This is a genomic window from Azospirillum lipoferum 4B, assembly GCF_000283655.1.
In the GTDB taxonomy this organism is placed as follows: domain Bacteria; phylum Pseudomonadota; class Alphaproteobacteria; order Azospirillales; family Azospirillaceae; genus Azospirillum; species Azospirillum lipoferum_C.
In genome coordinates this window covers 493,054-517,522 of record NC_016622.1, presented here as the reverse complement: position 1 = coordinate 517,522, position 24,469 = coordinate 493,054, and the positions used below count along the sequence as shown (strand labels likewise).

At 67.1% G+C, this 24,469-nt stretch carries 23 protein-coding genes; 13 read left to right on the top strand and 10 right to left on the bottom strand.

Translation table 11 applies throughout. The features are described 5' to 3' along the window. Positions 1-73: 73 nt before the first annotated feature. A complete protein-coding gene (ugpB, locus tag AZOLI_RS02395; RefSeq protein WP_014246978.1) occupies positions 74-1,426 on the bottom strand; it encodes a sn-glycerol-3-phosphate ABC transporter substrate-binding protein UgpB in 1,353 nt (450 codons plus the stop codon). A gap of 298 nt (positions 1,427-1,724) precedes the next feature. After that, a complete protein-coding gene (locus AZOLI_RS02390) occupies positions 1,725-3,326 on the bottom strand; it encodes an ATP-binding response regulator (RefSeq protein WP_014246977.1) in 1,602 nt (533 codons plus the stop codon). A gap of 270 nt (positions 3,327-3,596) precedes the next feature. Between AZOLI_RS02390 and AZOLI_RS02385 the strand changes: the two genes are divergently transcribed. Then, entirely contained in the window at positions 3,597-4,364 is a 768-nt protein-coding gene (locus tag AZOLI_RS02385) for a M48 family metallopeptidase (protein WP_014246976.1), read from the top strand. A 225-nt stretch (positions 4,365-4,589) separates the two neighbouring features. Here AZOLI_RS02385 and AZOLI_RS02380 read toward each other — a convergent pair whose 3' ends face one another. After that, positions 4,590-7,847 carry a bifunctional diguanylate cyclase/phosphodiesterase gene (locus AZOLI_RS02380; protein ID WP_014246975.1) on the bottom strand — a complete coding sequence of 1,086 codons (3,258 nt, stop codon included), beginning with the start codon at positions 7,845-7,847 and terminating at the stop codon, positions 4,590-4,592. Between the two features lie 425 nt (positions 7,848-8,272). Between AZOLI_RS02380 and purB the strand changes: the two genes are divergently transcribed. From purB to rarD, 4 genes are all read left to right on the top strand, one after another. Beyond that, on the top strand, positions 8,273-9,568 hold the full coding sequence (purB, locus tag AZOLI_RS02375) for an adenylosuccinate lyase (RefSeq protein ID WP_014246974.1): 1,296 nt from the start codon (positions 8,273-8,275) through the stop codon (positions 9,566-9,568). 171 nt (positions 9,569-9,739) lie between these two features. After that, entirely contained in the window at positions 9,740-9,979 is a 240-nt protein-coding gene (locus AZOLI_RS02370; protein ID WP_012973287.1) for a BolA family protein, read from the top strand. An 88-nt stretch (positions 9,980-10,067) separates the two neighbouring features. Next, entirely contained in the window at positions 10,068-10,403 is a 336-nt protein-coding gene (gene grxD / locus AZOLI_RS02365; protein WP_014246973.1) for a Grx4 family monothiol glutaredoxin, read from the top strand. A gap of 159 nt (positions 10,404-10,562) precedes the next feature. Continuing rightward, positions 10,563-11,489: an EamA family transporter RarD gene (rarD, locus tag AZOLI_RS02360; protein ID WP_014246972.1), complete on the top strand. Its 927-nt coding sequence runs from the start codon at positions 10,563-10,565 to the stop codon at positions 11,487-11,489. 3 nt (positions 11,490-11,492) lie between these two features. Here the strand turns inward: rarD and AZOLI_RS02355 are convergent, their stop codons facing one another. Continuing rightward, positions 11,493-12,158, bottom strand: a complete 666-nt coding sequence (locus tag AZOLI_RS02355) for a TetR/AcrR family transcriptional regulator (RefSeq protein ID WP_014246971.1) — start codon at positions 12,156-12,158, stop codon at positions 11,493-11,495. A gap of 135 nt (positions 12,159-12,293) precedes the next feature. Here AZOLI_RS02355 and AZOLI_RS02350 point away from each other — a divergent pair, with 135 nt between their 5' ends. After that, positions 12,294-13,424, top strand: coding sequence for an alkene reductase (locus tag AZOLI_RS02350; RefSeq protein ID WP_014246970.1), 1,131 nt, complete (start codon positions 12,294-12,296; stop codon positions 13,422-13,424). Between the two features lie 148 nt (positions 13,425-13,572). On the opposite strand, the gene AZOLI_RS02345 is transcribed toward AZOLI_RS02350, so the two are convergent. After that, on the bottom strand, positions 13,573-14,085 hold the full coding sequence (locus AZOLI_RS02345) for a hypothetical protein (protein WP_014246969.1): 513 nt from the start codon (positions 14,083-14,085) through the stop codon (positions 13,573-13,575). Between the two features lie 322 nt (positions 14,086-14,407). Here AZOLI_RS02345 and AZOLI_RS02340 point away from each other — a divergent pair, with 322 nt between their 5' ends. The 6 genes from AZOLI_RS02340 to nifW all read left to right on the top strand — a co-directional run bounded on the left by AZOLI_RS02340 (position 14,408) and on the right by nifW (position 19,457). Further along, a complete protein-coding gene (locus AZOLI_RS02340) occupies positions 14,408-14,803 on the top strand; it encodes a HesB/IscA family protein (protein ID WP_014246968.1) in 396 nt (131 codons plus the stop codon). A 56-nt stretch (positions 14,804-14,859) separates the two neighbouring features. Continuing rightward, positions 14,860-15,783 carry a Fe-S cluster assembly protein NifU gene (gene nifU, locus AZOLI_RS02335; RefSeq protein WP_014246967.1) on the top strand — a complete coding sequence of 308 codons (924 nt, stop codon included), beginning with the start codon at positions 14,860-14,862 and terminating at the stop codon, positions 15,781-15,783. Positions 15,784-15,798: 15 nt separating this feature from the next. Continuing rightward, positions 15,799-17,004: a cysteine desulfurase NifS gene (gene nifS / locus AZOLI_RS02330; RefSeq protein ID WP_014246966.1), complete on the top strand. Its 1,206-nt coding sequence runs from the start codon at positions 15,799-15,801 to the stop codon at positions 17,002-17,004. 134 nt (positions 17,005-17,138) lie between these two features. Further along, positions 17,139-18,260 carry a homocitrate synthase gene (gene nifV, locus AZOLI_RS02325; protein WP_014246965.1) on the top strand — a complete coding sequence of 374 codons (1,122 nt, stop codon included), beginning with the start codon at positions 17,139-17,141 and terminating at the stop codon, positions 18,258-18,260. Then, the gene (gene cysE, locus AZOLI_RS02320; RefSeq protein WP_014246964.1) at positions 18,257-19,108 is read left to right on the top strand and encodes a serine O-acetyltransferase; all 852 of its coding nucleotides are present in this window, start codon (positions 18,257-18,259) and stop codon (positions 19,106-19,108) included. The genes nifV and cysE overlap by 4 nt, the downstream gene beginning before the upstream one ends. 13 nt (positions 19,109-19,121) lie before the next feature. Next, entirely contained in the window at positions 19,122-19,457 is a 336-nt protein-coding gene (nifW, locus tag AZOLI_RS02315; protein WP_014246963.1) for a nitrogenase-stabilizing/protective protein NifW, read from the top strand. A gap of 69 nt (positions 19,458-19,526) precedes the next feature. On the opposite strand, the gene AZOLI_RS02310 is transcribed toward nifW, so the two are convergent. Then, entirely contained in the window at positions 19,527-19,829 is a 303-nt protein-coding gene (locus AZOLI_RS02310; RefSeq protein ID WP_014246962.1) for a hypothetical protein, read from the bottom strand. 295 nt (positions 19,830-20,124) lie between these two features. Here AZOLI_RS02310 and AZOLI_RS02305 point away from each other — a divergent pair, with 295 nt between their 5' ends. Next, on the top strand, positions 20,125-20,532 hold the full coding sequence (locus tag AZOLI_RS02305) for a response regulator (RefSeq protein ID WP_014246961.1): 408 nt from the start codon (positions 20,125-20,127) through the stop codon (positions 20,530-20,532). Between the two features lie 220 nt (positions 20,533-20,752). Here AZOLI_RS02305 and AZOLI_RS02300 read toward each other — a convergent pair whose 3' ends face one another. The 4 genes from AZOLI_RS02300 to AZOLI_RS02285 are packed head-to-tail and all read right to left on the bottom strand — an operon-like array spanning position 20,753 to position 24,329. Beyond that, on the bottom strand, positions 20,753-21,046 hold the full coding sequence (locus tag AZOLI_RS02300) for a ferredoxin family protein (RefSeq protein ID WP_014246960.1): 294 nt from the start codon (positions 21,044-21,046) through the stop codon (positions 20,753-20,755). Further along, positions 21,043-22,344, bottom strand: a complete 1,302-nt coding sequence (locus tag AZOLI_RS02295) for an FAD-dependent monooxygenase (RefSeq protein ID WP_014246959.1) — start codon at positions 22,342-22,344, stop codon at positions 21,043-21,045. Before AZOLI_RS02295 ends, AZOLI_RS02300 begins: the two co-directional genes overlap by 4 nt. Positions 22,345-22,372: 28 nt before the next feature. Then, on the bottom strand, positions 22,373-23,452 hold the full coding sequence (locus tag AZOLI_RS02290; RefSeq protein ID WP_014246958.1) for an electron transfer flavoprotein subunit alpha/FixB family protein: 1,080 nt from the start codon (positions 23,450-23,452) through the stop codon (positions 22,373-22,375). 25 nt (positions 23,453-23,477) lie between these two features. Further along, positions 23,478-24,329, bottom strand: a complete 852-nt coding sequence (locus AZOLI_RS02285; RefSeq protein WP_014246957.1) for an electron transfer flavoprotein subunit beta/FixA family protein — start codon at positions 24,327-24,329, stop codon at positions 23,478-23,480. Positions 24,330-24,469 lie beyond the last annotated feature (140 nt).

Below are 24,469 nucleotides of genomic sequence, written 5' to 3'. Positions count from 1 at the left end.
CGCCTGTCGCGTCAGCGCAAACGAAGTTTGCGCGTGAGCGGGGGGAGAGGGGATCCTGGGGTCGCTCAGCCGATCAACCCTTGTTGGCGCGCTCGAAGTTGCGCAGCACGGCGTTGCCGCGCTTTACCGCGGAGTCCAGCGCCTGTTTGGCGTCCTGCTGGCCCTGGAAGGCCTTCTCAAGCTCTTCCTGGATGATGTTGCGGATTTCCGGCAGGTTGCCCAGCCGCAGGCCCATGCTGTTCTCGGTGGTCGGCGTGCGGGTCAGCTGGGCGGCCGGGACGTCGGCGCCGGGGTTCTTCTCGTAATAGCCCTGGGCCTTGGTCAGTTCGAAGCCCTTCATCGTCACCGGGACATAGCCGGTGTCCATGTGCCACTTCGCGTCGACCTCCGGCCGGGCGAGGTAGCTGAAGAACTGCGACACCGCCTTGTATTCGGCAGGCGTGCGCTTGGGCGAGGTCATGACCCAGAAGGCGGCGCCGCCGATGATGCTGTTCTTCGGGCCGTCCTTGGCGAATTCCGGCCAGTAGGGCAGCGGGGCGGCACCCCAGGCGAAGGTCGCCTCCTTCATGATGCGGCTGCGCAGGCCGGACGAGCCGTGGATCATCGCGCATTCGCCCGACGGGAACAGGGCGTCCGGCTTGTTGTCGCGGCCGCCATACTTGAACAGCCCCTCCTTCTGCATGTCGATCAGCGTCTGCACATGCTTGACGTAGAGCGGGGCGTCGATCTTCAGCTCGGCGTTCAGCCCGTCGAAGCCGTTGGCCTGGCTGGCGAAGGGCGTGTTGTGGATGGCGCCCAGCTGTTCGAACTGTGCCCACACCGGCCAGGAGGTGGTGAAGGGGCAGGTGGAGCCCGAGGCCTTCAGCTTCTTCGTCGCCTCGATCATCTCCGGCCAGGTCGCCGGCGGCTTGTTCGGGTCGAGGCCGGCCTTCTGGAAGGCGTCCTTGTTGTAGAACATGATGGTGCTGGAGCTGTTGAACGGCAGCGCCATCATCTTGCCGTCCGTGGACGAGTAGTAGCCCTTCACCGCCGGGATATAGGCATTGGCGTCGAAGGCCGCCCCCGTCTCCTGCATCAGCTGGTAGACCGGCTTCACCGCCGGGCCGGCGGCCATCATGGTAGCGGTTCCGACCTCGAACATCTGGACGACGTGCGGCGCGTTGCCGGCGCGGAAGGCGGCGATGGCGGCCTGCATCGTCTCGGGATAGGCGCCCTTGTAGGAGGCGTTGACCTGCACCGCCTGCTGGCTGTCGTTGAACTCCTTGACGACCTGTTCCAGCTGACCGCCCAGCGGCTGCGGCAGGCCATGCCAGAAATCGATCACCGTCTTGCCTTGCGCCAGCGCGGAGCCCGGCAGCGCGGCGAACAGCAGCGCGGTGGTGGTGGCGGCGCCCGTCAGGAGGGCAAGCTTGCGGCGGGTCAACATGCGGTGGGTCTCCCTGTCCCGGTATGGTTCGCGGTTGTCATGAGGGCATTGGGTTGCCGTCCCGCGACGCTTTCGTGAAGTTTTGGTGGCAGGCGCATACGGCCATGTGTCGGCCATCTGTTTGCGCTTGCGAAAAGCACCGATAACCGGATGATCGCTTCCGAAATTGTTTGGTTGCACTAAGCGTCACACTGCCCACGCATGGCCGGGTCTGTCAAGACGCCGCATTACAGTTCGATGGCGCGGGAAAGCTGTCGGCCGGAATGTTGCAGAGCGAAAACGCGTCGGCGCGGAAAGGCTAACGCGAACAGGGGGCATCCGGCCGGTTCCCGCCATTCGGAGCGGGTCCGGCATCCGCGTTCATGCAGCAGCAGAGCAGGCGGCGCAGCGCCCGGGGATCGCAGGGCTTATGGACCAGGGGCAGGCCGCTTCGGTCGACGCTGCGCAGCCGGTCGGGGTCGGTATCGCCGGTCACGATCACGCCCGGCACGCGCCGGCCGCAGCGGGCGCGCACCGCCTGGATGGCGTCGATGCCGGTCTCCAGCCCCGACAGGCGCAGGTCGGACAGCACGAGGTCCGGAGCGGTGGCGGCACTGTCCAGCTCGGCGCAGGCCTCGACGATGCCGCGGGCGGGGATGACGGCATAGCCCCAGCCGCGCAGCAGCATGCCGATTCCTTCCAGCTGCATGGCGTCATCCTCGATCACCAGCACCGTGCCGGCCTTCGCCGGAGCGGCGGAAGCCGACGGTCCGGCGGCCGGCTCCGGTTCGCTGTCGGCGGACTCGTCGCCCGACCGGTCGCCGCTGGAAACGGTCAGCGGGACCTCCACCGCGAAGACCGAGCCCTTGCCGAGCCTGGAGCGCAGCGTCACCGGGTGCCCCAGCACCTGCGACAGCCGCCGCACGATGGCGAGACCCAGCCCCAGCCCCTGCTTGCGGTCGCGGCCGGGATTGCCGAGCTGGTGGAAGTCCTCAAAGATCACGCCATGGTTGGCCGGATCGATGCCGACGCCGGTGTCCCACACCTCGATGCGCAGGGCGTCACCACGCCGCCGCGCCGCCAGCAGGATGCCGCCCTTCAGGGTATAGCGCAGGGCGTTCGCCAGGATCGGCCGCAGCAGCCGTTCCATCAGCGCGGGATCGCTGGTGACCTGGGCATCGAGCGGACGGACGTTGAAGCGCAGCCCCTTGGCCTCCGCCTCCGGCCCGAACTCCTCCAGCATCTTGGCGAGCAGCTCGTCGACCGGGAAGGTCTGCGGCTTGGCGGTGACCAGCCCGGCTTCCAGCGCCGATACCTCCAGCAGGGCGCGCAGCAGGGTCTCGCCGCCGACGATGGCCTGCTCCAGCTTGTTCGCCAGCTCGATGGAGGTCGGATCGGTCAGCCGGCCGATCAGCAGATGGTGGAACAGGTGCATCGCCTGAAAGGGCTGGCGCAGGTCATGGCTGGCCGCCGACAGGAACTTGCCCTTGGCGGTGCGGGCGCGCTCCGCATCGGCACGCGCCTGCGCAGCCTCCGCCCGCGCCTCCGCCAGGGCGGCAGCGCCGGCGTCGGCGATCAGCGCCACCGCGCGAATAGCGCCGCCGGCATCCCGCACCGGGGTCAATGCCACGGCCCGCCCAAGGCCGGGAAACGGTCCGGCACAGCTGGCCGGTATGCCGGTCGCCAGCACCTGGCGCCGCAGCGCGTCGAGCGCGTCCACCGCCCCCGCCGGCAGCCCGCCCTCCGCCAGACTTCGCCCTTCCACCGCATCCTGGACAAGTCCAAGAGCGTCGGCGAAGGCGCGGTTCGCCGCGAGCACGCACCCGTCCTCGCCAAGCAACGCATGGGGGGCGTCGTTGGCCGACAGCAGGGCGTCGAACCAGTCCGCGCGGCTCGGCGCCTGTCCTTGGATGAGAGTCATTTGCATGTACTCGGCAAAACTGCGGGGAGGACCGAAGAAAGAAAAAAAGACGTTTCGAACTGTGGGAAAACGGGGATCGTGGGACCACCGCGTTACCTCTGCTTTATCTTGTGCTCCGATCGATCGTGTCAAATGTGACCTCAGTCGACCCCATAGCCTATGGTTCGTTCGAAGGCCCTAATGCTTTAAGCCGAGGCTGTGCCGGAACTCCTTTACCGTCGAGGTGGGAGGACGCTTCCGCATATGGCCGAAGCCGCGCTATAAGACGGCATGGTGCAGCGCCGCCCTTCCCTCCCCGCCCTCTTGCGCAAACGCAAGCGTTCCGCCGCCCGGCCGCCCCAGCCGCCGCGGGCGCTGGAGATTTCCGGCCTGCCGATTCCGCTGGAACTGCGGGAGAGCACGCGCGCCACACGCATGACCCTGCGCGTCGATGCCGGGCGCGGGTTGGTGCAGGTTGTCGTCCCGGTCGGCGTGTCGGAGACCGACGCCCGCCAGTTCGTCGGCCGGCATGACGGCTGGCTGCGGGCGCGTCTGGCGGCGATGCCGCCCTCCCTGCCCTTCGCCGACGGGGCCAGCGTGCCCTATCTGGGCGTCGAGCATGTGATCCGCCACGACCCCGGCCTGCGCGGCCCGACCCGGATCGAGGAGGGCGCCCTGCTGGTCGGCGGCCAGCCGGAACATGTGGCCCGCCGTGTCCGCGATTTCCTGACCGCCGAGGCGAAGCGCGAACTGGCGGCCCGCGCCCGCGTCAAGGCCGCGTCCATCGGCGCCCGCGTCGCCGCCGTCACCATCCGCGACACCAAAAGCCGCTGGGGCAGCTGTTCGTCGACCGGCCGGCTCTCCTTCTCCTGGCGCCTGATCCTGACGCCGGAACCGGTGCTGGACTATGTCGTCGGCCATGAGGTGGCGCACCTGCGCGAGATGAACCACTCCCCGCGCTTCTGGGCGCTGTGCGCCAGCCTGACCGCCGGTCGGGATGTCGAGTTGCCGCGGGCCTGGCTGAAGGCCAACGGCACGCGACTGCTGCGGTACGGGTGAAGAGCAGGGCAATCGCATATTGGATTGTTTGCCGACGAAGCCCCTCTCCCCTTGTGGGAGAGGGGTTGGGGTGAGGGGGTGCAAACCATTGATTCCCACGGCCTTGCGGCCGCTGTACCCCTCATCCCGCCCCACAAGGGGAGAAGGGTATCCGAAACGCAAAAGCCTTCGCTTGAAACCTCATATGCGATAGCCCTGTGGCCAAGGGCGGGTGGTTCCCGCCACCTACTCCACCACCTCCGCCAACTGCGGCTGAGGCGTGCCGGCATCGCGGCGGACGAAGGCCAGGAAGTCCTCGTAGGGCATGGGACGGCCCAGCAGATAGCCCTGACACTGGTCGCAGCCCATGGTGGCGAGGCAGTGATACTGCTCCTCCGTCTCCACCCCCTCGGCCAGCGTCTGCATGCGCAAGCTGCGCGCCATGCCGATGATCGCCTCGGCGATGGCGCCGCTGTCCGGATTGCCGGCGCGCAGGCCGCTGACGAAACTGCGGTCGATCTTCAGCTTGTCGACCCGGAACCGTTTCAGATAGGCCAGCGAGGAGTAGCCGGTACCGAAATCATCGATGGCGAGCGGCACCCCCATCTCGCGCAGTTGCGAGAAGGTTTCCGACACCACATCGGAATCGTCCATCAGGACGCTTTCCGTCACCTCCAGCTCCAGCGCCGAGGGCGGGATGCCGTAGGCCGACAGCCAGCCGGCCACCCGTTCCGCCAGTCCGGGGCGGCGCACCTGCACGGCCGACAGGTTGATGGCGATCATCAGGTCCTGGTGCCGCAGCAGCTCCGCCGCCCGGCGGCAGGCCTCCCCCAGCACCCAATCGCCCAGCGGCAGGATCAGGCCGGTATCCTCGGCAACGGGGATGAACTGGCCGGGCATGATCAGCGTGCCGTCGGGCTGACGCCAGCGCACCAGCGCCTCCGCCCCGATCAGGCGGCGGCCGTCCAGCGAGAACTGCGGCTGGAAATGCAGCTCCAGCTCGTTGTTGGCCAGGGCGCGGCGCAGGTTGTTCTCCGTCCACATCCGGTCAGAGGCGCGGCGGTTCAACTCCGGCGTGAAGAACTGGTAGGTGGCGCGCCCGGCCTCCTTGGCGGCGTACATCGCCATGTCGGCGCTCTTCAGCAGCGCATCGATGCCGGTGCCGTCGTCCGGGTAGACGGCGATGCCGATGGAGGGCGTGACCTGCAGCTCGTGCCCGTCGATCAGATAGGGCTCCGACAGGGCGTGCAGCACCTTGCGCGCCACGATGCCGGCCGCGTCGGGGCTGTCCATGTCGCTGATCAGGATGATGAACTCGTCGCCGCCCTGGCGGCTGACCGTGTCGCTGGCCCGCACCGTGCCGAGCAGCCGGGCCGCCACCTCACGCAGCAGCCCGTCGCCGACCTGATGGCCCAGGCTGTCGTTGATGGTCTTGAAGCGGTCGAGATCGACGAACAGCAATCCCACCTTGGTGCCGTGGCGACCGGCGGCCAGCATGGCGCGGTCCAGCCGGTCGCGCAGCAGGAAGCGGTTGGGCAGGTCGGTCAGGAAATCGAACTGCGCCAGATGGCGGATGCGTTCCTCCTGCGCGCGGGTCTCGGTGATGTCGGTGAAGGCGGCGATGTAGTTGGCGACCGCGCCATCCTCGTTCCGCACAAGCTTGACGCTCAGCCATTCCGGGAACACCTCGCCGCTCTTGCGCGTGCTCCAGATCTCGCCGGCCCAATGGCCGTTCTCGCGCAGCTGTGCCCACAGATCGTCATAGAAGCCCGGCGGATTGCGGTCGGAGCGCAGGAATTCCGGACCGCGGCCCAGCACCTCGTCCCGGTCATAGCCGGTGATGCGGGCGAAGGCATCGTTGGCGGCGACGATCTGCCGGTGCTCGTTGGCGACGAACATGCCCTCCGCCGCGTTGTCGAACACCTTGGCCGACAGCCGCAGCTGCCATTCCGCCCGCTTGCGCTCGCTGATGTCGCGGGCGATGGCGGAGTAGTAGACCTCACCCTCGTAGGTGATGCGGCTGGCGGTGACCTCCAGCTCCAGAGTGCGGCCGTCCGGGGTGTGGTAGACGGTCTCGTAATGGCTGGCCGCGTCCTCGCCCTCCGCAGCGAAGCGCTTCAGCAGGTCGGCCTGCCCCATCACCAGGTCTTCCAGCGTCCCGCCCAGCGCCTTGCAGCCGAAGGGGTTGATGTAGGCGATGTTCAGGTTGGCATCGGCCAGGACGACGATCTCCGACACATGGTCGACGAAGAAATTGGCGAGATAGAGCTGCCGCGCCCGCTCGCGCAGCATGCTGTCGCTGTGCCGGACCCGCAGCTGATAGCTGCCGACGATGCGCCGGATCCAGCCGGTGACCAGCCATGACACGCCGACGGATGCGGCCAGCGCCACGCCCAGCACCGCGACCGTGGTCCAGACGCGCAGGTTGACGCCGCGGCTGATCTCGGCCCGGCGGGCCTCCATCTCCTTGCCGACATCGTCGATGTAGAAGCCGGCAACGAGGATCCAGCCCCACACGCTGGGGGCGGAGACATAGGCCATCTTCGGCGTCGGCCGCGCGGTGACCGGATGGATCCAGTCGTAGCGCACCTCCCCGCCGCCCTGGCGCCCCTGCTCCAGAAAGCGGGTGACGAGATCGCGTTCGGTCTTCCACGGCAGGTCGCGCGCGTTCATCCCTTCCGACGCCGGCGCGGTGGGCGACAGCAGAACCTGCCCGTCCTGGCGCAGAACGCCGATATAGCCGGTCTCTCCGAAGCGGAAGGCGCGCAGCCGTTCCAGCGATTCGCGCTGAAGCTGCGCCTCCACCGCTCCCAGCGAATCGCCGGCACCGATCAGCCAGTCATAGGGTTCGAACCGGCGGACGAAGGCCAGCTTGTCCACCAACTGCGACGGGTCGTCGGGCATGCGCCAGCGGTAGCGGGCGAAGCCGCGCAGGCTGGGGTCCTGGACCGCCCGTGTCAGCTCGCGCACCACCGCGGCACCCTGCGGGTCGGGAGCCGCGAAGGGCGATGTTCCTTCCCGCGACGGATCGACCGGCATCAGCACCGACTCGCCGTGCAGATCGTGGATGAAATAGTAGCCGCGCCCGCCGGAGAAGCGGAGCGGCCGCAGCGTCTCCTTGATGGATTCCTTCACCGCCGCATCGGGCAGGATGTCCTTTTCCCTGTCATAGACGCTGCGGGCGATGGAATACGCCTCATCCACCTGGGCGCGCAGCTGCTCCTTCAGAAGCGGTTCGACGCGCGAGCGCATGTAGGCCAGATAGGATTGGGCGTTCTCCACCTCCTGCACCAGGGCCTGATGCTGCTCCTGGACATAGCGCGCCTCGCTCTGCTTCAGGTCGTGCTCCAGGTCGGCCCAATGCTGCCAGACGAAATAGAAGCCGAGCCCGAGGACGAGCGCCGACACCAGCGCCATCGACGCCAGGAACTGCAGGCGGTAGAGCCGGGCCTCGTCTGACGAGCGCGACGGCGCACGGACCAGCTCGGCGACGGGGTCGGACAAGAAAGGCTCCCTTCGGATGGGCTGATCAGAATCGAGCTCGCGGAAACCGACTGGGGCCGGCCCCGATGCGCTGTGCAAGTGTTGCTTAATGCTCGCCCGGATTCAACTGCAAGCGAATCAAATCCACCAAGGCGCGACTCTTTGACTGTTTTCCTCGCCCTTGGATGGGCGATCCGCGGCGCGACCACGAGTGTACAGGGAAATCGCGGAAACTTCGCCTGCCGGGATTTAGGCGCGGATTCCCTTCGGCCGGCAACGATTCGACCGCAAATATTAACGCGGCAGAGGACGGCCCGGTCCGGACGGGCGAACCGGAGCATCGCGAGGCTTTAAAACGCCTGCCCACGCCGCTATGGTCGCGCGCGCGTGCTATGAGACCCGCAAGCCACCCTCAATCCAGCGCCCGCATCCTCCGGAGAGTGCCGATGATCCCCCGCTATACCCGCCCCGAAATGGCCCGCATCTGGGAGCCGGAAAACCGCTTCCGCATCTGGTTCGAGATCGAGGCGCACGCCTGCGACGCGCAGGCCGAGCTGGGCGTCATCCCGAAGGAGGCCGCCAAGGCGGTGTGGGAGCGCGGCAAGTGGGAGATCGACCGCATCGACGAGATCGAGCGCGAGACCCGGCACGACGTCATCGCCTTCCTGACCAACCTCGCCGAGTATGTCGGCCCCGAGGCCCGCTTCGTCCACCAGGGCATGACCTCGTCGGACGTGCTGGACACCTGCCTCGCCGTGCAGATGACCCAGGCCGCCGACCTGCTGCTGGCCGACATGGACGCGCTGCTGGCCGCGCTGAAGCGCCGGGCATACGAGCACAAGGACACCGTCACCATCGGCCGCAGCCACGGCATTCATGCCGAGCCGACGACCTTCGGCCTGAAGCTGGCCAGCCATTACGCCGCCTTCGCCCGCGGGCGCGAGCGTCTGGTCCAGGCGCGCCAGGACATCGCCACCTGCGCCATCTCCGGCGCCGTCGGCACCTTCGCCAACATCGACCCGCGGGTTGAAGAGCATGTCGCCGCCAAGCTGGGCCTGTCGGTGGAGCCGGTGTCGACCCAGGTCATCCCGCGCGACCGCCATGCCTTCTACTTCTCGGTCCTTGGCGTGATCGCGTCGAGCATCGAGAATCTGGCGACGGAAATCCGCCACCTGCAGCGCACCGAAGTGCGCGAGGCGGAGGAGTATTTCCACCCCGGCCAGAAGGGCTCGTCGGCGATGCCGCACAAGCGCAACCCGGTCCTGTCGGAGAACCTGACCGGTCTTGCCCGCATCGTGCGCTCCGCCGTGGTCCCGGCTCTGGAGAACGTCGCGCTCTGGCACGAGCGCGACATCTCCCACAGCTCGGTCGAGCGGATGATCGGCCCCGACGCCACCGTCACGCTGGACTTCGCCCTGGTGCGCCTGACCGGCATGATGGAAAAGCTGGTGGTCTATCCGGAGCGCATGCAGAAGAACCTGGACGATCTGGGCGGTCTGGTCTTCTCGCAGCGCGTGCTGCTGGCGCTGACCCAGGCCGGCATGAGCCGCGAGGACAGCTACAAGGCGGTGCAGCGCAACGCCATGCAGGTGTGGGAAAAGGGCGGCAACTACCTGGACCTGCTGTCTGCCGACCCCGACATCGCCAAGCATATCGGCCGCGACAAGCTGGAGCCGATGTTCGACATGACCTACCACACCAAGCATGTCGACACGGTCTTCAAGCGCGTGTTCGGCGAGTGACCGTCTGATGGGGTGGGCCGTTGGGCCGGGCCGTCGGGGCGTCTTCCGCATTCCGGCAAATATTTGCCGGTGGATGACAAACGGCCCGCCCGCACCTACTCTATCCTGAGAAGCAAGTGCCCGGGCGGGGCAATCCTGAACAGAGCCCTGAACAGAACGAGGATTGGACCCATGGCGATGGAAGCCGCCACGATCGAAAAGCTCATCAAGGAGGGCATCCCGGACGCGGTCGTCGAGATCGCGGATCTGCGGGGCGACGGCGACCACTATGCCGCGCTCGTCACCTCCGCCGCCTTCAAGGGCAAGAGCCGGGTGCAGCAGCACCAGATGGTCTACGCGTCCCTGCAGGGGAAGATGGGCGGCGAACTGCACGCCCTGGCGCTGACCACAGCGGTGCCGGAAGGCGCCTGAGGTCAGAGCCGCCGGAAGGCGCCTGGACACACGTCGCAACGGACAAGGCCCCGGCAGCGCCGGGCCGAATCGGAAGGGTTATCGAGTCATGGTCGATCAGAACGTCGTCGAGCGCATCAAGCAGGATATCGAAGGCAACGATGTCGTGCTGTACATGAAGGGGACCCCGGTGTTCCCGCAGTGCGGTTTCTCCGCCGCCGTCGTCCAGGTGCTGAGCCATGTCGGCGTCAAGTTCAAGGGCGTCAACATCCTGGAGGATCCGGGCCTGCGCCAGGGCCTGAAGGAATACTCGAACTGGCCGACCTTCCCGCAGCTCTACGTCAAGGGCGAGTTGGTCGGCGGCTGCGACATCGTCCGCGAGATGTACGAGTCGGGCGAACTGCAGACCCTGCTGGCCGACAAGGGCGTCGCCACCGCCGCCTGACACGGTCGCTCCTTCGGGCACCACAGCGAAAAGCCCCGCTCCGGCGGGGTTTTTTGTTGGGTGAATGGGGCGCGAGGCGGCAGTGATGCCGGTTGCGCAGCCCGGCCATGTCCGGCCGCCCGCTGCCGGATTGCACAAACAATGTGCTAAACGGACGGTATGGTTCAGACTCCGCCGCCCGCCAAGGCCCCGACCTCCACAACCGCGGCGTTCGTCGCGGCGCTGGCCTCCTACCTGATCTGGGGGCTGGTCAACCCGGTCTTCTTCAAATCGCTGGGCGATGTCGGCGCGGTGGAGATCGTGGCGCACCGCGTGGTCTGGACGGTGGTGCTGGTCGGCATCGGCGTGCTGGCCACCCGCGGACCGGCGGCAATCGTGGCGGCGGTGGGAAGCTGGCGCCGGCTGGGCGTGTTCCTGGTCACCACGCTGCTGGTCACCACCAACTGGACCGTCTTCATCTGGGCGGTGGTCAACAGCCGGCTGGTCGAAGCGAGCCTGGGATATTTCATCAACCCGCTGGTCAATGTGCTGCTGGGCGTGCTGTTCCTGAACGAACGGCTCAGCCGCGGGCGGATCCTCGCGGTCGCCATCGCCGCGGCCGGCGTCGGCAGCCTCGTCGTCAGCTATGGCGCCGTGCCCTGGGTCGCCCTGTCGCTGGCGCTGTCCTTCGGTTTCTATGCGCTGGTGCGCAAGAAGGCGGCGGTCGATCCGGTGGTCGGCCTGCTGGTGGAAACCGCGCTGCTGCTGCCGGCCGCCCTCGGCTATCTGCTGTGGCTAGGCGGCAGCGGGGCCTTCGGCCATGAATGGGGGGAGAGCACCCTTCTGGTGCTGGCCGGGCCGATGACCGCGGTGCCGCTGGTGCTGTTCATGATCGGCGCGGCGCGACTGACGCTGACCACCATGGGGCTGCTGCAATATGTCGGGCCGACCGGGCAGCTTCTGCTGGGCGTGCTGGTCTATGGCGAGGCCTTCACCAGCAGCCATGCCATCGCCTTCGCCTGCATCTGGGTGGCGCTGGCCGTCTTCACCGCGGACGCTGTGCACAGCCATCGCGCCGCCACCCGCGCCGCCGCCGCTGCGGAATAACCGTTACCGCGGCGTCAGGCCGTAGGCGATGGTGTGGGCCAGCGTGCCGACCATGGCGCAGATGCCGGCCTCGTCGCGGCCGAACACCACCTGATCGAGGAAGCCCAGCCCGAAGCTGAGCGTCGCGATGCCAGCCGCCACATTGGCGAGGTCGGCGTCGGCGGCGATGGCGCCGCGGTCGCGGAACCCCTCCAGCCGCTTCAGCAAGCAGGGAATGCGGCTTTGCGACAGGGTGCGGGCCATCTCGTCGGCAACCGCCTGATCGACCAGGGCGCGGGCCAGAACCACGCGGGTGAAGTCGCGGCATGCCCAGCTGTGCCTCAACTGGGCGTGCAGGAAGCGGGCAAGGTCAGTCTCCAGATCCTCGTCCGGCGGCGGCAGGTGGCAGCCGCCCGATTCCTCGCGCCAATAGCGCTCCACCACCGCCACCAGCAGCCCGCTCTTGCCTGAGAAATAGCGCTGGATCAGCTGTTCGTTGACCCCGGCCCGCCCGGCGATCTCGCGCGTCGTCGCCGCGTCGAAGCCGCGCTCGGCGAACACCACTTTGGCGGCGTCGAGCAATGCGCCCTCGGTCGCGGCCCGGTCCCGCTTGCGCGCCCCGCCTTCGCATCCACCGTCAGTGGCGCCGTTGCCCGGGCAACAGCCGTCCCCATCCTTGCTTGCGTCCAAAACCCGTCCCTCTCCCGTGATGCCGCCGGTTCGATAATAAGTATGCAGATACATACTTGACAAGCGGCAGGCTCCGGTTCAAGTATGTACTCACATACATACAAGTCGCTTCGCCCAACAGGGGGTAGTCCCGCCATGCCGCAGAGCACCGACACGCACAGCACCGCCGCTCCGGATCTGTTCACCCCACTGCGCCTCGGCGCGATCGAGCTGCCGAACCGCGTCGTCATGGCGCCGATGACCCGCAGCCGCGCCGGCGAAGGCAACTGCCCGACCGCGCTCACCGCCGAATACTATGCGCAGCGCGCCTCGGCCGGCCTGATCATCACCGAGGCGACGCAGGTCTGCGACACCGCCCAGGGCTATCCCAACACGCCGGGCATCCACACGGACGCCCAGACCCTGGCCTGGCGCGCGGTGGCCGACGCCGTGCACGATGCCGGTGGGCGGATCGTCACCCAGCTCTGGCATGTCGGCCGCATTTCCCATCCGCGCTTCCAGCCGAACGGCGCCGCGCCGGTCGCCCCCTCGGCCATCGCGGCGAAGGGCCAGCTCTACACCGGTGCCGGCATGGAGCCGTTCCCGGTGCCGCGCGCCCTCGAAACCGCCGAGATCCCCGGACTGGTCCGCCATTTCGCCGATGCGGCCAAGCGCGCGGTGTTCGATGCCGGCCTGGACGGCGTCGAGATCCACGCGGCCAACGGCTATCTGATCGACCAGTTCCTGCGCGACAGCACCAACACCCGCACCGACCGGTATGGCGGAACGGTGGAGAATCGCTGCCGCTTCCTGCTGGAGATCCTTGAGGCCACGGCCCATGCCGTCGGCGCCGACCGCATCGGCGTCCGCCTGTCGCCGACCGGTGTGTTCAACGACATGAAGGACAGCGACCCGCTGCCGCATTTCCTGGCGATCACCAAGGCGCTGAACCCGTTCAATATCGCCTATCTGCATGTGATCGAAGGACGGCCCGGCCACCACATGGCCCCGCCGGAAGGGGCGCCGCATGTGGCGTCCGCCCTGCGTGCCGCCTTCAAGGGTCCGTTCATCCTGAATGGCGGCTACAGCCGCGGCGATGCCGACGCCGCACTCGCCAAGGGTGAGGCCGACGCGGTCAGCTTCGGCGAGGCCTTCATCTCCAACCCGGACTTGCCCGTGCGCTTCCGTGCCGATGCGCCGCTGGCCGAGCCGGACCGCACCACCTATTACGGCGGCGACGCCAAGGGCTACACCGACTATCCGGCCCTGGAATCCGTCGCCGCCTGACCGGTTTGCGGCCCCACTGCCCCGGCGGGGCCGCAATACCTCCCGACGTGAGAGAGCGCGTCGTGAGAGCGTCGTGAGACGCAAATCCCCGCTGCCCCCGGCCCGGTTCCCCCCTGGGCCGGGGGCCTTTTTTATGCGGAGGCGGCCTCTACGCCGCCCCGCCCTCTCCGTCCAGCCCGCGGGCCAAGGCGGCGATGGTGCCGTAGCCGACCTGATCGGCCGGGTCGATCTCCGCCATCTTGGCAAGGATCGCCAGCGCCTTGTCGCGGTTGTGGCGGCGCAGTTCGATGAAGGCCAGCGCCTTCATGGTGAACAGGAAGAAGCGCGCCGGCCCGGCCGCCGTCCAGTCGGTGGAGCGCGCGGTCAACTGCGACCAGTCCGCCTGAAAACCGCCCTGGAGTGCGGCGGCATCCAGCCCGATGCGGGCCACCCGCTCCGCTTCCCCCAGCTTCTTGCGATTGAAGTAGAATTTATAGAGCGCATAGAAGACCGGCAGCACCCGCGGCCCCTTGCGATGCGCCTCCCACAACAGCGACTCGCAGACCTCCGGCACGTCACGGGCCTTCACCGCCTCCTGCAAAAGTTCGTCGATCTGTTCGGGCACGTCGCCGAAGGCCATGCGGCCGTTCGACATCCTGAGTTCGATCGGTTCGTCGCTCATCGCTTCCCTCACCTTTCCGCTGCCTGGATTTTCTGTTGAGAAAATCAACCATCCGACGCACCGACGACGCCACATGGTACGCGCGCGGGCACAGGGAAAGACCACAATATTTTTGTGCGGCGAAGTGTCGCGGCTGTCGCAAAGCCGACACGAACCAAACCCGACAAAAACGTTTGAACGCGAAACATTGTCGGACTATCGCCACGCCCCTCCGACCTGACAATCATTGCAAATCAATGCTTTGTCTGTTTGGCACACCGCTTGCTTTATTCCCCGTCAGATCGGCCGGCACCCCCGGCAACGCGGCTTGAGGAGGCGGGACATGGTGACTCTGACGGATGCGGCGGTTTCCACCCTGGAACAGGTCCTGGCGAAGTCGGGTGGTGCGGCGGCCGGCTTGCGGATCGCCGTGACCGACGGCGGCTGCGCCGGCCTGAAATACCAGATGGGGCTGGAGGCGGCGGCCGGCGACGACGACGCGGTGCTCAGCTTCGGCCCGGTCACCATCTTCGTCGACGCCAACAGCCAGCCCTTCCTCAGCGGCGTGGTGGTCGATTTCGTCGAGGGCATCGAAGGCTCCGGCTTCAAGTTCGACAACCCGAACGCGACCAGCAGCTGCGGCTGCGGCAAGTCCTTCTCGGCCGGTGAAGGCGGTGGCGGCTCCTGCTCGACCTCCTCGTCCAGCTGCGGATCGTCGACCCCCTATTCGACGCACTGAAGTCTCCCCGGACACTCTTCCCCTAGGCGCGCACCCCACGGAAAGGCAGCAGCGACATGTGGAACTACACCGACAAGGTCAAGGAACACTTCTTCAACCCGAAGAACTCCGGTGTCCTGGACAGCGCCAACGCGGTCGGCGAGGTCGGCTCCATCACCTGCGGCGACGCGCTGCGTCTGATGCTGAAGGTCGATCCCGACACCCAGATCATCCTGGATGCGAAGTTCCAGACCTTCGGCTGCGGCTCGGCCATCGCCTCCTCCTCGGCGCTGACCGAGATGATCATCGGCAAGACGGTGGACGAGGCGCTGACCCTGACCAACCGCGACATCGCCGAGTATCTGGGCGGCCTGCCGCCGGAGAAGATGCACTGCTCCGTCATGGGTGCGGAGGCACTGCGTGCCGCCATCGCCAACTACAAGGGCGAGGCGTGGGAAGACGACCATGAGGAAGGCGAGCTGGTCTGCAAGTGCTTCGGCATCGACGCCGCCATGATCGAGCGCGCGGTGAGCGTCAACGGCCTGACCACGCTTGAGGAAGTCACCCACTACACCAAGGCCGGCGGCTCCTGCCAGACCTGCCACGAGAAGATCGAGGAGGTGCTGGAAGAGGTGCTGGCGAAGACCGGCGCGCTCAAGCCCGCCAAGAAGCATGCCCCCGGCACCGTCGGCCTCGACGCCATCAAGCCGCTGGAGCCGAAGGCGGAACCGACCGCGGCGCCCAAGCTGACGAATGTCCAGCGCATGCAGGCCATCATGTCTGCCATCGAGGAGATCCGGCCGCAGATCCAGCGCGACGGCGGCGACGTGGAACTGGTCGACATCGACGGCAAGGACATCTACGTCCGGCTCTCCGGCGCCTGTTCCGGCTGTTCGCAGTCGGCCGGCACGATGATGGGCGTGCAGATGAAGCTGGTCGAGAAGCTCGGCGAGTTCGTGCGGGTCAAGCCCGCGTCCCTCATGCCGGCCCACGCGGGCTAAGGGGAGCGCCAAGCCATGAGCCAGGGAATCTACCTCGACAACAACGCGACCACCCGCGTCGATCCGGAGGTGCTGCAGGAGATGCTGCCGCTCTTCACCGAGCATTTCGGCAACGCCTCCTCCATGCACGGCTTCGGCGCCGCGGTGGGCGGCAAGATCGAATGGGCGCGCTGCCAAGTCCAGGCCCTGCTGGGTGCCGCCCATGACAGCGAGATCGTCTTCACCTCCGGCGGGACGGAGAGCGACAACACCGCCATCCTGTCGGCGCTGGAGGCCTACCCGAAGAAGCGCGAGATCGTCACCAGCGTGGTCGAACACCCCGGCGTGCTGGCGCTCTGCGAGTATCTGGAGAAGAAGCGCGGCTACAAGGTCCACCGCATCCCGGTGGACGGCAAGGGCAACCTCGACATGGAGGCCTACCGCGCGGCGCTGTCGGATCAGGTCGCCATCGTCTCCATCATGTGGGCCAACAACGAGACCGGGACGATCTTCCCGGTGGAGGAGCTGGCGCGCATGGCGAAGGAGGTCGGCGCCCTTTTCCACACCGACGCGGTGCAGTCGGTCGGCAAGATCCCGGTGAAGCTGGCCGACAGCGCCATCGACATGCTGTCGCTGTCCGGCCACAAGCTGCACGCCCCCAAGGGCATCGGCGCGCTGTACGTCAAGCGCGGCCTGCGCTACCGCCCGATGCTGCGCGGCGGCCATCAGGAACGCTCGCGCCGCGCCGGCACCGAGAATGCGCCCGGCATCGTCGGGCTGGGCGCCGCCGCCCAGCTGGCGCTGGTCCATATGGGCGACGAGAACACGCGGGTGAAGGCGCTGCGCGACAAGCTGGAACAGGCGATCCTGGCGGCGGTGCCGAGCTGCTTCGTCACCGGCAACCCCGACAACCGCCTGCCCAACACCTGCAACATCGCCTTCGAGTATATCGAGGGCGAGGCGATCCTCCTGCTGCTGAACGAGGCCGGCATCGCCGCGTCCTCCGGCTCCGCCTGCACCTCTGGCTCGCTGGAGCCCAGCCACGTCATGCGCGCCATGGGCGTACCCTACACCGCCGCCCATGGCGCCACCCGCTTCTCGCTGTCGCGCGAAACGACGGAGGAGGAGATCGACCGGGTCATCGCCGTGGTGCCGGGCATCATCGCCAAGCTGCGCAGCCTGTCGCCCTACTGGCAGCAGGAAGCCGGCAAGCCCAAGGAATTCGCACCCGTTTATTCGTAACACCGGAATCGCAGGCCGGGTCGATGGCCCGTCCCGGCACCCCGCCCGACGACACCCCGTCGGGGCGGGTCCCCGGCCCGGCCTGCGACACTTCTGATGGGGGCAGCGATTGCCTCCGCGCGCGAGGTGCCCCCATGCCCACCACCTTCGCCACCATCAACGACACCACGCTGCGCGATGGCGAGCAGACCGCCGGCGTCGCCTTCACGCTCGACGAGAAGATCGCCATCGCCCGCGCGCTCGACGACGCCGGCGTGCCGGAGCAGGAGATCGGCATCCCCGCCATGGGCGAGGAGGAGCGCGAGGGCATCCGCGCCGTGGCCGCGCTGGGGCTGACGGGCCGGCTGATGGTGTGGTGCCGCATGCACGACGCCGACCTGAAGGCGGCTCTGTCCTGCAATGTCGGCTTCGTCAACCTCTCCATGCCGGTGTCCGACATCCACATCACGAAGAAGCTGAAGCGCAGCCGCGCCTGGGCGCTGGCGGAGATCGAGCGCCGGGTGAAACAGGCGCGCGACCATGGGCTGGAGGTCAGCGTCGGCGGCGAGGATTCGTCGCGCGCCGACATGGATTTCCTGATCGCCGCCGCCACCGTGGCGCAAGAGGCCGGCGCCCGCCGCTTCCGCTTCGCCGACACGCTGGGCGTGCTCGACCCTTTCCAGACGCGCACCTGCATCGAACGGCTGCGCCGGGCCACCGACCTGGAGATCGAGATCCACGCCCATGACGATCTGGGCCTCGCCAACGCCAACTCGCTGGCGGCGGTGCTGGGCGGCGCCACCCATGTCAACACCACGGTGAACGGCCTGGGCGAGCGCGCCGGCAACGCCCCGCTGGAGGAGGTGGTGGTGTCGCTGAAACACCTCTACCACATCGACACCGGCGTCGAGACGCGCTCGCTCAGCACCATCAGCGATCTGGTGGAGCGGGCGTCCAACCGGCCGGTGGCGGTCAACAAGTCCATCGTCGGCGCCGCCGTCTTCACCCATGAGGCCGGCATCCATGTCGACGGGCTGCTGCGCGACCGCGCCACCTACCAGAATTTCGACCCGGCCGAGGTCGGGCGCGAACACCGCATCGTGCTGGGCAAGCATTCCGGCACCGCGGCGGTGAAGCTGGCCTATGAGCGGCTCGGCATCGCCTGCGACGACGCCACGGCGCAGGCGGTGCTGCCGCGCGTCCGGGCGCTGGCGACGCGCGCCAAGCGGCCGCCCACGCCCGAGGAGCTGCATGCCTTCCTGGAGGCGGCGACATGAGCAAAGCTGATCGCCGGCCCGGCATCATCGCCCTGCTGCGTGAGGACGTCGCCTGCGTGTTCGACCGCGATCCGGCCGCGCGCAACGTCTTCGACGTGCTGACCTGCTATCCCGGCATCCATGCGCTGGTGATGTACCGCTTCGCCAACGCGGCCTGGCGGCGGGGGCTGCGCTGGCCGGCGCGCTTCCTGTCCTATGTCGCCCGTGCGGTGACCAACATCGACATCCATCCCGGTGCCGGCATCGGCCGCCGCTTCTTCATCGACCATGGCGCCGGCGTGGTGATCGGCGAGACCGCGGAGATCGGCGACGACGTGACGCTCTATCACGGGGTGACGCTGGGCGGCACCTCCTGGACCAAGGGCAAGCGGCATCCGACGCTGATGGACGGGGTGCTGGTCGGGGCCGGCGCCAAGATCCTGGGGCCGATCACCGTCGGCGCCAACGCGCGGGTCGGCGCCAATTCGGTGGTGACCAAGCCGGTGCCGCCGGGCATGACCGTGGTCGGCATTCCCGGCCGGGTGGTGCGGCCGGAGACCCAGCGCCGGCCGTCTGACCGACCGATCTCCGATCACAACATCGACCTGGAACACCATCTGATGCCGGATCCGGTCGGCAAGGCCATCGCCTGCCTGATCGACCACATCAACCGCATCGAAGCCCGGCTGGAAGCCCACACCGCAACCGAACCGTCACAGTTTCCTGCTAAGAACATCCGCCTGTCGGAATTTCGCCTGAACGATATGCACAGCGATATACGTTTGGACGGCGTTGCCTGCAGCTCTTGTGGCAACATCTGCGACCAGGAGGGGTGCGGCCCCTCCCCTTCCACCCAGCAGCACGCGTGAGGAGCCTTCGACGATGAGCGATTTCACCGACGACCTCGACGATCTGGAAACCGCGGAAGACTTCCTGCGCTTCTTCCACGTCACCTACGACCAGCGCGTGGTCCACGTGAACCGCCTGCACATCCTGCAGCGCTTCCACGACTACCTGTCGGCGGACCATGGGATGGAGGGGCTGGACGACGAAGGCATGTCGTCGCGCTACCGCTTCCATCTGGAACGGGCGTACCAGGATTTCGTGGTGTCCAACGCCATCGCGGAAAAGACCTTCAAGGTCCACAAGGAAGAAGCGCGCAAGATGGCCGACCGCTTCGTCCCGCTGGACAGCCTGCTGGGGTCGCCGGTCGGCTGAGCCGCCTGCACCGGTGGACCGGCCCGGAGCAACGGACAGAAGGGGGCGCCGACCGCGCCCCCTTCGCCGTCAGTGGATCTTGCTCTCGTTGGGGCCGTCGTCGCGCCGGTAGACATGGATGTGGTAGGCGGCCATCGGGTTCTCGTCGATGTAGCGCAGCAACTGCTGCTCCGTCCGCGGCGTGGCGTCGCGGATCAGCACCTGCCAGGCGGGCTCCATCGTCGCACGCATGGTCTCGTCATGAGGGAGCATGATGAATCCGGCCCATTCGGGGTCGAAATCCGCCAGATAGCTCTTGGCGTAATGCTTCATCATCGCCGCGTCGTTGACGTTGACGCTCTCCATGTTTTCGAAACAGACACGCAGGTCCATCGCCGTCCTCCTCATGGAATAGGGCGCGGCCCCGCCAATGGTCCGCATGGGACGCCCGCAGGTCCGCGATGTTCGGTCCTGAAAACAGCCATGGGATAGAGATGGTACGCCGATGGGGTGAAAAACAAGGGCGCGCCAACCCCCATCGAACATCTGTGCCGACCTGCGGCCATGCCTGCCCGCTGGTGCCATGCATCCAGCGCAGACCGCGCCATTGGTCATAATCCTGCGCTTTTTGGGTTCGCCTGCTGCGGGGCTCCTGTAGAATTCTTGTGACAGCACCTGCGCGAGTACGATGACAGACCTTACGCCTGCCTCCGGCCAGCCCCTGCGCATCCTCATCGTCGAGGACGAAAGTCTCGCCGCCATGGCTTTGGAAGAGGTCCTGGGCATGCTGGGCTTCGCCGTCATCGGCATCGAGGACAATGCCGATGCCGCGATCGAGGCGGCCGAGCGGCTGCGCCCCGACATCGTGATGATGGACATCCGCCTGCTCGGTCCCCGCGACGGGATCGACGCCGCCGCGGCGATCCGCGCGCGCACCGGCATCCGCTGTATCTTCACCTCCGCCTTCGCCGATGCCGAGACCCGGCACCGCGCCACCGATTGCGAGCCCTTCGGCTTCGTCCGCAAGCCCTATTTCCCGGCCGAGCTGCAACGGGCGCTGGACCATGCGGCGGGGGTGTTGCGGGGTAGCGTTTAGAAAATTGTCGGCGCAGGCCCCCTCCCCAACCCTCCCCCGCTAACGCGGGAGAGGGAGTTAGTCGCAGAGCGGCGGCAGTCCCCTCTCCCTCGAAGAGGGGGAGGGTTAGGGTGGGGGCAAACACCTTACCCGGCAACCACTTCCCACCAAACAAATCGGCCCCCGCGCGTCGCCGCGCGGAGGCCATGCAGTTCCGGGGGAAGACTCCAAAAATGGCCGATCAGCCGAACTTGTAGCTGATGCCGTAACCGCCGCGCGGATAGTCCCAGGCGATGTTGGCCTTGTCCTGGCAGACGACGCGGCAGGTGCCGCATTCCAGGCAGCCGTCGGTCACCAGCGTCACGCCGCCGGTCTCGTTCTTGCTGTAGCAGGCGGCCGGGCAGCAGAAGGTGCAGGCCTGCTTCTCGCAGCTCTGGCAGGCCTCCTCGCTCTTGATCTGGATGTGCGGCCGGCTCTCGTCGACGATGTAGCGGTTCTGATAGAGCTTCTCTTCGACCTTGACCATCATGTTCATCGCACGGCCCTCACCAGCTTGATTGCGTCACCGACCAGTCCCATCACCGAGCGGCGCTTGATGAAGGACTTCATGATCTGCTTTTCCTTGGTCTTCTTGTCGACACTGTCCACCGTGAACCAGTTGTGGACGGCGGAGGTGATTTCGTCGGGATAGGCACCGAAGAACTGTTTGTTGCCGTGCATGATGCCGGGCAGCTCGCGGTACTTCTTCAGGTCCTTCATGATGAAGCTGTCGTCCAGCTTCTTCTTGTAGGCCGCCAGGTTCGAGGCGCTGTAGCCCTTGCCGGCGGCTTTCAGCTCGATCACCGTCTCCGCCGCCATCCGGCCCGACGCCATCGCGAGGTTGGAGCCTTCGCGGTGGGCGGCGTTGTTGAAGTGGGCGGCGTCGCCGACCACCATCCAGCCGTCGCCGTAGAGTTGCGGAACCGCCTTGTAGCCGCCTTCCGGGATCATGTGGGCGGCGTATTCCTTCATCTCCGCCCCTTCGATCAGCGGCTTGATGACGGGATGGTTCTTCAAATCCTCCAGCATCTTGTAGGGCGTGCAATCGCCGTTCTTGAAGTCGGAGATCAGGCAGCCGATGCCGATCGTCAGCGATTCCTTGTTGGTGTAGAGGAAGGCGGTGCCGACCATCCCCTTGGTCACCTTGCCCATGATCTCGATGACGACGCCTTCGTCCTCCTTGATGCCGAAGCGCTGCTGGATCAGCTCCGGATCGATGAAGAGGATTTCCTTGACGGCCAGCGCCACATTCTCCGGCGCCGCTTCGCCCTGAAGCCCGGCGCGCTTGGCCAGCAGGGCGTTGACGCCGTCGGCCATGATGACGACGTCGGCGTGGATCTCGCCGCCCTCGCGGTCGGTGCGCACGCCGATCACCTTGCCGGACGGATCGCGGATCAGCTCCGTCACCGTGGTCTCGCAGATCTGCAGGCCGCCGACCTTGCGGATCTGCTCGCCCCACCATTTGTCGATGTTGGCGCGGATGATGGTGTAGCGGTTCGGCTTGTCGCTGTTGAAGGATTCCGAGCGGTAGTTGGTGCCGACATAGCTGTCGTCGCCCAGCAGCCAGACGCGCTGTTCGATGATGTGGCGCTCGGTCGGGCAATCGTCCCGGAAGTCCGGGATGATCTTCTCCAGCTCGTGGGCGTACATGATGCCGCCCTGGACGTTCTTGGCGCCGGGATACTCGCCGCGCTCAAGCTGGAGCACCTTCAGCCCCTGCTTGGCCAGCGTGTAGGTCGCGGCATTGCCGGACGGGCCGGCACCGATGACGATGGCGTCGAACTTTTCGACCATGTCGACAGGCTCCTTTCTCGTCCGGCGGTCAGCCGGCCATGCGGTTGACGGACAGGCGGCGGCCGAAGGCATCGGTCAGCGCCGGCAGGATCTTCAGCGCGTCGCCGACCAGCCCGAGATGGGCGAAGTCGAAGATCGTCGCGTTGGGATCGGTGTTGATCGCCAGGATCAGGTCCGACTTCTCCATGCCCACCCGATGCTGGATGGCGCCGGAGATGCCGGCGGCGATGTAGAGCTTCGGCCGCACCGTCTTGCCGGTCTGCCCGACCTGACGGTCGTTGGTGGCCCAGCCGGCCTGGACCAGCGGACGGGTCACCCCGACCTCGGCGCCCAGGACCTTGGCGAGGTCGAAGACCAGCTTCATGTTCTCGACCTTGCCCAGCCCCTTGCCGGCCGACACGATGATGTCGGCGAAGGCCAGCTGCGCCTCGTTCTGCTCGCGGTCGGCGATGAAGTTCAGGACCTTGGTGACGATGTCCTCTTCGCGGAGATCCGGCTGGATTTCGATGACGCGGCCGGTGCGGGTATCGTCGCGCTCCGGCATCGCCATCACGCGCGGGCGCACCGTCGCCATCTGCGGCCGGTAGGCCAGCGTCTGGATGGTGCAGAGCAGCGTGCCGCCGAAGGTCGGCCGGGTGGCGGCCAGCGAGCGGTTGTCGGCGTAGATGTCCAGCTCGGTGCAGTCGGCGGTCAGGCCGGTCGCCAGCGTGGTGGCGATGGCGCCCGCCAGATCCCGGCCCAGCGTGGTGGCGCCCAGCAGCACGATTTCCGGCTTGTGGGTGTTCACCACGTCGGTCATGACGCGGCAATAGGGATCGGTGCGGTAGTCGGCCAGCGCCGGGTCGGTCACCTTGTAGACGATGTCGGCGCCATAGCCGATGGCGTCGCCGCAGATGCGGTTCAGGTCGGGGCTTTCGGCGCCCAGCACCACCGCACCCACCTCCACACCCAGCTTGTCGGCCAGCTTGCGGGCTTCGCCCAGCAGTTCCAGCGACACGGAATGGACGATGCCGCGCTCCTGCTCCACGATCACCCAGACGTTCTTGTAAACCTTCAGGTGTTCGGGAAGCTGGAACTTGCGGCCCTGGGGCTTGCTCGGTTCGCTCATCGTCGGGTCTCCCGCGGATGGATCGTCAAAGCCCGGCCGCGGCGCGGGCGAGCAGATCGCCGGCCAGCTTGGGCTGGGCGGCGAAGATAGCGTCGATGGCGGCGGCGGCCTGCGCATCGGGGGTGTCGGCGTCGGCGACGATCATCTTCGCCTTCTCGGCGCGCGGCTTCGGCACGAAGACCTTCGACACCACGGTCGGCGAGCCCTTCAGCCCGACGCGGCCCTCTTCGGCGCCGGTGAAGTCGCGGCTCCAGGTCTTCAGCTCGTAGCGGGCGGCGCGGAACAGGTCGTCCATCTTGCCGAAGCGGATGGTGTTGGTGCCTTCCAGCATGGTGATCATGCAGGGGAGCTTCGTCTTCAGCACCTGCACGCCGCCTTCGGAGCGGCGCTGCACCACGATCTCCTTGGAGGCGATGTTCAGGTCCTCGATCTTGGTGATGTAGGTCAGCTGTTCGAAGCCGAGACGGGTGGCGATGCCGGGGCCGACCTGCGCGGTGTCGCCGTCGACCGTCTGCTTGCCGCAGAAGACGATGTCGACCGGCTCCTCCTCCGCCAGCTTCTGGATGGCGGAGGTCAGGGCGTAGGAGGTCGCCAGCGTGTCGGACCCGGCGAATTTGCGGTCGGTCAGCAGCACCGCGTCGTCGGCCCCCAGCGACAGCGCCTTGCGCAGCGAGGTCTCCGCCATCGGCGGCCCCATGGTCAGCACGGTGACGCGGGCGCCGACCTTGTCCTTCAGCCGCAACGCCTCTTCCAGCGAGAACAGGTCGAAGGGGTTGATGATGGCGGGCACGCCCTGCCGCATGATGGTGTTGGTGACGGGATGGATGCGGATCTGGGCGCTGTCGGGCACCTGTTTGATACAGACGACGATGTGCATCCCGTTCTCCTTGGCTTCCGCTCTCGCTGTGACGCGCATGTGGGTTTGGGGCCGGCTCCGGGCCGGGATACAGCCAGAACAGCAAGCGGCGTGCCAGCCGGTCGAGGCCGGCCAAGCCGCGGAAAACGTTCAGAATTTCC

Excerpts from the sequence above, each read along its gene's own strand:
- ugpB (WP_014246978.1), bottom strand. The coding sequence starts at position 1,426 with ATGTTGACCCGCCGCAAGCTTGCCCTCCTGACGGGCGCCGCCACCACC.
- AZOLI_RS02390 (WP_014246977.1), bottom strand. The coding sequence starts at position 3,326 with ATGACTCTCATCCAAGGACAGGCGCCGAGCCGCGCGGACTGGTTCGAC.
- AZOLI_RS02385 (WP_014246976.1), top strand. The coding sequence starts at position 3,597 with ATGGTGCAGCGCCGCCCTTCCCTCCCCGCCCTCTTGCGCAAACGCAAG.
- purB (WP_014246974.1), top strand. The coding sequence starts at position 8,273 with ATGATCCCCCGCTATACCCGCCCCGAAATGGCCCGCATCTGGGAGCCG.
- AZOLI_RS02370 (WP_012973287.1), top strand. The coding sequence starts at position 9,740 with ATGGCGATGGAAGCCGCCACGATCGAAAAGCTCATCAAGGAGGGCATC.
- grxD (WP_014246973.1), top strand. The coding sequence starts at position 10,068 with ATGGTCGATCAGAACGTCGTCGAGCGCATCAAGCAGGATATCGAAGGC.
- rarD (WP_014246972.1), top strand. The coding sequence starts at position 10,563 with ATGGTTCAGACTCCGCCGCCCGCCAAGGCCCCGACCTCCACAACCGCG.
- AZOLI_RS02350 (WP_014246970.1), top strand. The coding sequence starts at position 12,294 with ATGCCGCAGAGCACCGACACGCACAGCACCGCCGCTCCGGATCTGTTC.
- AZOLI_RS02345 (WP_014246969.1), bottom strand. The coding sequence starts at position 14,085 with ATGAGCGACGAACCGATCGAACTCAGGATGTCGAACGGCCGCATGGCC.
- AZOLI_RS02340 (WP_014246968.1), top strand. The coding sequence starts at position 14,408 with ATGGTGACTCTGACGGATGCGGCGGTTTCCACCCTGGAACAGGTCCTG.
- nifU (WP_014246967.1), top strand. The coding sequence starts at position 14,860 with ATGTGGAACTACACCGACAAGGTCAAGGAACACTTCTTCAACCCGAAG.
- nifS (WP_014246966.1), top strand. The coding sequence starts at position 15,799 with ATGAGCCAGGGAATCTACCTCGACAACAACGCGACCACCCGCGTCGAT.
- nifV (WP_014246965.1), top strand. The coding sequence starts at position 17,139 with ATGCCCACCACCTTCGCCACCATCAACGACACCACGCTGCGCGATGGC.
- cysE (WP_014246964.1), top strand. The coding sequence starts at position 18,257 with ATGAGCAAAGCTGATCGCCGGCCCGGCATCATCGCCCTGCTGCGTGAG.
- nifW (WP_014246963.1), top strand. The coding sequence starts at position 19,122 with ATGAGCGATTTCACCGACGACCTCGACGATCTGGAAACCGCGGAAGAC.
- AZOLI_RS02310 (WP_014246962.1), bottom strand. The coding sequence starts at position 19,829 with ATGGACCTGCGTGTCTGTTTCGAAAACATGGAGAGCGTCAACGTCAAC.
- AZOLI_RS02305 (WP_014246961.1), top strand. The coding sequence starts at position 20,125 with ATGACAGACCTTACGCCTGCCTCCGGCCAGCCCCTGCGCATCCTCATC.
- AZOLI_RS02300 (WP_014246960.1), bottom strand. The coding sequence starts at position 21,046 with ATGAACATGATGGTCAAGGTCGAAGAGAAGCTCTATCAGAACCGCTAC.
- AZOLI_RS02295 (WP_014246959.1), bottom strand. The coding sequence starts at position 22,344 with ATGGTCGAAAAGTTCGACGCCATCGTCATCGGTGCCGGCCCGTCCGGC.
- AZOLI_RS02290 (WP_014246958.1), bottom strand. The coding sequence starts at position 23,452 with ATGAGCGAACCGAGCAAGCCCCAGGGCCGCAAGTTCCAGCTTCCCGAA.
- AZOLI_RS02285 (WP_014246957.1), bottom strand. The coding sequence starts at position 24,329 with ATGCACATCGTCGTCTGTATCAAACAGGTGCCCGACAGCGCCCAGATC.